Origin of the sequence: Frankia tisae, from assembly GCF_025403405.1 — a bacterium.
GTDB lineage: Bacteria > Actinomycetota > Actinomycetes > Frankiales > Frankiaceae > Frankia > Frankia tisai.
In genome coordinates this window covers 1-4,620 of sequence record NZ_JANEZT010000453.1, presented here as the reverse complement: position 1 = coordinate 4,620, position 4,620 = coordinate 1, and the positions used below count along the sequence as shown (strand labels likewise).

Annotated in this window: 5 protein-coding genes; all 5 read right to left on the bottom strand. The window is 70.1% G+C overall.

Annotated features, from left to right (window positions below; all coding sequences use genetic code 11):
* Positions 1–406 (bottom strand): cell division protein PerM (locus NBZ85_RS27880; RefSeq protein WP_261562964.1); only part of this gene is annotated, 406 nt, incomplete at its 3' end.
* A gap of 159 nt (positions 407–565) precedes the next feature.
* Complete coding sequence (locus NBZ85_RS27875; RefSeq protein ID WP_261560088.1) at positions 566–1,210, bottom strand: hypothetical protein; 645 nt, start codon at positions 1,208–1,210, stop codon at positions 566–568.
* Between the two features lie 190 nt (positions 1,211–1,400).
* The gene (sucD, locus tag NBZ85_RS27870; RefSeq protein ID WP_261560090.1) at positions 1,401–2,273 is read right to left on the bottom strand and encodes a succinate--CoA ligase subunit alpha; all 873 of its coding nucleotides are present in this window, start codon (positions 2,271–2,273) and stop codon (positions 1,401–1,403) included.
* A gap of 24 nt (positions 2,274–2,297) precedes the next feature.
* The gene (gene sucC / locus NBZ85_RS27865) at positions 2,298–3,464 is read right to left on the bottom strand and encodes an ADP-forming succinate--CoA ligase subunit beta (protein ID WP_261560092.1); all 1,167 of its coding nucleotides are present in this window, start codon (positions 3,462–3,464) and stop codon (positions 2,298–2,300) included.
* 447 nt (positions 3,465–3,911) lie between these two features.
* Positions 3,912–4,620, bottom strand: a 709-nt coding sequence (locus tag NBZ85_RS27860) for a DUF4190 domain-containing protein (RefSeq protein ID WP_261562962.1), incomplete at its 5' end; no start/stop codon positions are given.

The window sequence follows — 4,620 nt, the reverse complement described above, 5'->3', positions numbered from 1 at the left end:
GCCCCGGGCCGCTCCGGCCCTCGCGGCCCGTGCGACCCCAGCCCGGCCGGCGCAGCGTGGGGTGAGTTGGCGCGGGTGCGGCCGCCGCCCGCCGATGCGCGGCGCTGAGCGCCGCGGCCAGGGGGAACAGCGCCAGCCCGAGGGGCCGGAAGGCGATCACCCCGTCCGGCAGCCGCAGCGTCGTGCCGTGGGCGACGAGCCACAGGTCGGTGCCGACGCGCAGCGCCGCGGCAGGCCCGGTGGACGAACCGGTATCCGCACCCCACACGACCAGGACGATGAACTCGATGAAAATCAGACCGGCCGCCGACGCGGCGATCGCCGCCACCGCCGGACGGCCGACCCGCTGCCACAACCGGTCGAGGAACTGGCCTGCGGGGCCGGGACGGTGGGGGATGGCGGGCACGCTAGGACGCTCGCACGCGCCTGCACGCCATCCCGGACAACACGCCGCTCGAAGCCCGGAAATGCCGGGAACATCCCGGCTGTCCGCACCGCCCGGCCTTGATGGTCACCGGTTGCGTTCCGAGGGGCTTGGACGCTCGCCGCTCACGTCGTCGACAGATTAACTGTCCGCCGGGGGCTGCTGGCCATGAGTGCCCGGAGGCTGCGGCTGGCTGTAGCCGGGCTGGCTGTAGCCGCCGGTCGGGGCGCCGTAGCCGGGCGTCGGCTGCTGGCCGTAGGGCTGGCCGTAGGGCGGCTGGCCCGGCGGCGGCCAGGCCCCGGGCGCGCCCGGGCCACCCGCCCGGCCGCGGCCGGGGATGGTCGCACCGTTCGCCAGCGCCGCCAGGACGCCAAAGACCGTCTGGACGATGGCGGCGACGAGCGCGAGGTAGAAGCCATAGCTTGGCCTGGCGTCCAGCCCTTTCTGCACATCGGAGAACCTGATCCACCGGATGAGCAGGAGCAGGCTGGCGAACGCCGAGGCACCGGGCAGGATCCACAGGGCAGAGACCGGACCGACGTCCGGGATGCGGAGGTTCGCGAACAGGCGCGCCACGAGCAGACCGGCCATCGCGAGCACCAGCAGCATCGGGAACCAGGAGTTGAACCCGAGCCCCCAGCCGTTCTCGTGCACCTTCGTGCTGCGACCGAAGAACAGGTAGTTCACCGAGTACCACGGCAGGAGGCCCACGATGAACATGACCAGCCCGGAGGCGATCACCCCGATGTCGTTGGTCGCGACGCTACGACCGCCGATCTGTGCCACGACGGGAACCCCACTTCGTCAGGTCGGCCGGCACGATGACGCCAGTTCGCCCACGCACCGAGCAGGAGTCTCGCAGTCGTGGGGAGAGGAGGGAAGACACCGGGCGCCCTCCGCCCCGACAACCTGTGGCCCCTGGACCGTCTCGATGATGAGCCACCGCGGGACGCGGGGGCTCATCATCTAAACAGGTCTACAACGACCGCATGATGTCAGCCATCAGGCGGGCCGTCTCGGACGGGGTCTTACCCACCCGCACACCGGCCTTCTCGAGGGCTTCCTTCTTCGCCTGCGCGGTTCCTGACGAACCGGACACGATGGCGCCGGCGTGGCCCATCGTCTTGCCCTCCGGGGCAGTGAAGCCGGCGACGTAGCCGACGACCGGCTTCGTCACGTGCGCCTCGATGTGCGCCGCGGCCCGCTCCTCGGCGTCCCCACCGATCTCACCGATCATCACGATGGCGTCGGTGCCCGGGTCGGCCTGGAAGGCGTCGAGGGCATCGATGTGGGTGGTGCCGATGACCGGGTCGCCACCGATGCCGACGCAGGTGGAGAAGCCGAACTCACGCAGCTCGTACATCATCTGGTAGGTCAGCGTGCCGCTCTTGCTGACCAGGCCGATACGGCCGCCGGGGGTGATGTCGGCCGGGATGATGCCCGCGTTGGACAGGCCGGGGCTGGCGATGCCCGGGCAGTTCGGCCCGATGATCCGGGTCGTGCCCTTGGACTGGCAGTACGCCCAGAACTCGGTCGTGTCGTGCACCGGCACGCCCTCGGTGATGACCACCGCGAGCGGGATAGCCGCGTCGATCGCCTCGATCGCCGCGTCCTTGGTGAACTTCGGCGGCACGAAGATGACCGAGACGTTCGCGCCGGCCTGCTCGATCGCGTCGGCGACGGTGCCGAACACCGGCACGCCCTCGACCTGCTGGCCGACCTTGCGCGGGTTCACCCCGGCGACGACGTTCGTGCCCGCGGCGAGCATCCGCTTGGTGTGCTTGGTGCCCTCCGAGCCGGTGATGCCCTGCACCACGACCCGGCTGTTCTCGTCAAGCCAGATAGCCATCGGTTCGCAATCCCTTCGCCCTGGTCAGGCCGCGGCCGCGGCGAGCTCGGCGGCGAGCTTCGCCGCGCCGTCCATCGTGTCGACCGGCTTGACCACCGAGAGGTTCGCCTCCTTGAGGATGCGACGACCCTCCTCGGCGTTGTTGCCGTCGAGGCGCACCACCAGCGGGGTGGTGACGTCACCGACGATCTTCAGTGCCTGCACGATGCCGTTGGCCACGGCGTCGCACGAGGTGATGCCGCCGAAGATGTTGACGAAGACGCTCTTGACCGACGGGTCACCGAGGATGATCGACAGACCGTTCGCCATCACCTCCGCGGACGCGCCACCGCCGATGTCGAGGAAGTTCGCCGGCCGCTTGCCGCCGAACTCCTCGCCCGCGTAGGTCACCACGTCCAGCGTCGACATGACCAGGCCGGCACCGTTTCCGATGATCCCGACCTCGCCCTCGAGCTTGACGTAGTTGAGGCCCTTCTCCTTGGCCTTCTGCTCCAGCGGGTCCACCGCGGAGACGTCGACGAACGCCGCGTTCTCCGGGTGCCGGAAGTCGGCGTTCTCGTCGAGGCTGACCTTGCCGTCGAGCGCGATGACGCGACCGTCGGCGGTGAGGATGAGCGGGTTGACCTCGACCAGGGTGGCGTCGGACTTCACGAAGACGGTCCACAGCTTCACCAGCAGCTCGGCGGCGCCGGCCAGCGCGGCCTCGGGCAGCTTGGCGGCCACCGCGATCTCGCGGGCCTTCGCGGCGTCGACACCGGTCAGCGGGTCGATCGCGATCCGGGCGAGCGCGTCCGGGTTGGTCGCGGCCACCTCCTCGATCTCCATGCCGCCCTCACGGGACGCCATGGCGAGGAAGGTCCGGTTGGCCCGGTCCAGCAGGAAGGAGGCGTAGTACTCCTCCGCGATGTTGCTGGCTTCCTCGACGAGCACCGAGTGGACCGTATGGCCCTTGATGTCCATCCCAAGGATCGCCGTAGCCTTCGCGAAGGCGTCATCCGGCCCATCGGCCACCTTGACACCGCCGGCCTTGCCTCGGCCGCCGGCTTTGACCTGCGCCTTGACGACCACCTTGCCACCGAGTTCGGTGGCGATCGCGCGCGCCTCCTCAGGGGTGGTTGCCGTCTTCCCGGTGGGCACCGGAACGCCATGCTCGGCGAACAGCTTCTTCGCCTGGTATTCGAAGAGATCCACGGTCCGTCCAGTCGGATGCGGTCGTGCGGGTCGGGTTACGTAGGGGGGCACAGAACGCCTGCGAGCCTACTGACGAGGCGGTTACGGCGCGCGTCACGCGTAGTGCCGCTGTGCACGCTCGGCGGCGGCGGCGAGCCCGTCGGCGGACCACCGGCTCGGTGCCGCCGATGGTGCCATCGCCCGGGTACGGACGACCTCCTTCCCACGTCAGGCCCATCGATACAGGACAAATGAGGTGTACATCGCGCCGCACGAGGCGCCGGCACGCCGCGCACGGCCGGATCAGGCGTACGAGAAAGGACGCTGAGCGTGACCGCCGGACGCGGCACCGCGATCTCCCGTGTCCGAGGTCACGGAGTTGACCATCGGATATATGTCAGAAATCACACCGGAACAACACCGATCGTGGTCGACCATTCGACTGCCTTGACCGGATCGGCGGCAAATTCACCGCAGCGCGAGGACGATCAGCAGACTGACGACGGTGAGCCCGATTCCGGTCCAGCCCAATGCGATCCCGACGGCCGCGAGCCGTCGGCCCCGCTGGTTGTGGCGGCGAATCTGGGCCTGGGCGACCGAGCCGACGACGATCGCGGCCACGCTGCCAAGCCCGAACAGCCAGATCAATGCCAGAACAACCGACAGCAGCGCCCGACCGTTGAGGCCGTGTTCCACCGGAGTGGTAGGCGGGAACCTTCGAGGATCCCCACCAGCACCAGCACCCAACGTCACGGGAAGGCGGCGCCCGCGGTCGGCCGGCGCGTCGACAGCCTGCGCCGCGCGGGTTCTCGCCGTGCTCCCAACCGAGGGAACCGGACTCGACGACGGAACCGGACTCGACGACGGAACCGGACTCGACGACGGAACCGGACTCGACGAGGGAACCGAACTCGCGGGCCTGATCCACGCCCGGAACTCCGACGCGTCCGGCGGCCGCGCCGGCGGGGTCGGGTCCAGCGGCCGGATGGTCTCCTCCGCCTGGAGCTCCCGCGGCTGCACGCGATTCTCGCGGGGTGCGGGATGGGACGGGAGTTCCGCGGGCCGCCTCTCGCCCGCGGCCGAGGGGTCGGGCCGCGGCTCGCGCCGCAGCCGGACGGGCGCCCGTGAGTCCGGCTCGTCGATGTCGTAGGTCCAGGGCGAGACGACCGGCTGGGAG